This window comes from Methanocalculus natronophilus (assembly GCF_038751955.1).
Taxonomy (GTDB): Archaea; Halobacteriota; Methanomicrobia; order Methanomicrobiales; family Methanocorpusculaceae; genus Methanocalculus; species Methanocalculus natronophilus.
Map to the genome: position 1 here is coordinate 1 of NZ_JBCEXH010000072.1, position 653 is coordinate 653.

Annotated in this window: 2 protein-coding genes; one reads left to right on the top strand and one right to left on the bottom strand. The window is 39.5% G+C overall.

Annotated features, from left to right (window positions below; translation table 11 throughout):
- Positions 1–268: pyridoxal-phosphate dependent enzyme (locus ABCO64_RS10475; RefSeq protein ID WP_343089425.1), on the top strand; the 268-nt coding region annotated here is incomplete at its 5' end.
- Positions 269–297: 29 nt separating this feature from the next.
- Here the strand turns inward: ABCO64_RS10475 and ABCO64_RS10480 are convergent.
- Positions 298–653: serine O-acetyltransferase (locus ABCO64_RS10480; protein WP_343089426.1), on the bottom strand; the 356-nt coding region annotated here is incomplete at its 5' end.

Consider the following 653-nt stretch of genomic DNA (forward strand, 5'->3'; position numbering starts at 1 on the left):
AATTCAAGGCATTGGCGCAGGGTTTATCCCTTCTATCTTAGATCAATCCATCTACGATGAAGTCATTACCATCACTAACGAAGAAGCGTTTGAAATGGCAAGAACCCTTGCGAAAGAAGAAGGCATCTTTGCAGGCATCTCAACAGGCGCGAATGTTAAAGCAGCTTTAAAAGTCGCAAAGCAACTTAATAAAGAAGCAACCATTCTTACCGTATCCCCATCCAATGCTGAACGATATTTATCAACTGATTTATTTAAAGATGTATAAAATAAAAAACATAAGTGATTTTATTCAATTCACTTATGTTTTTTTTGACCGTTCTTATGATATAAACTACATACTTCTTCTGTTGAATTTTCATTTTTAATGATTCTAGCCGGTATGCCTACAGCAGTCGCAAAGTCAGGCACGTCTTTTAAGACGACTGCATTCGCGCCTATTTTGCTGTATGCGCCTACTTTAATATCCCCTAATACTTTGGATCCTGCAGCAAGCATTGCGCCACTACAAATGGTAGGATGTCTTTTTTCACCGCGCTCGTTTCCAGTCCCACCTAATGTGACACCATGATAGATTAATACATTGTCCGCAATCACTGATGTTTCACCAATCACAACGCCTGTGCCATGATCAATGACGACGTGCTTACCAA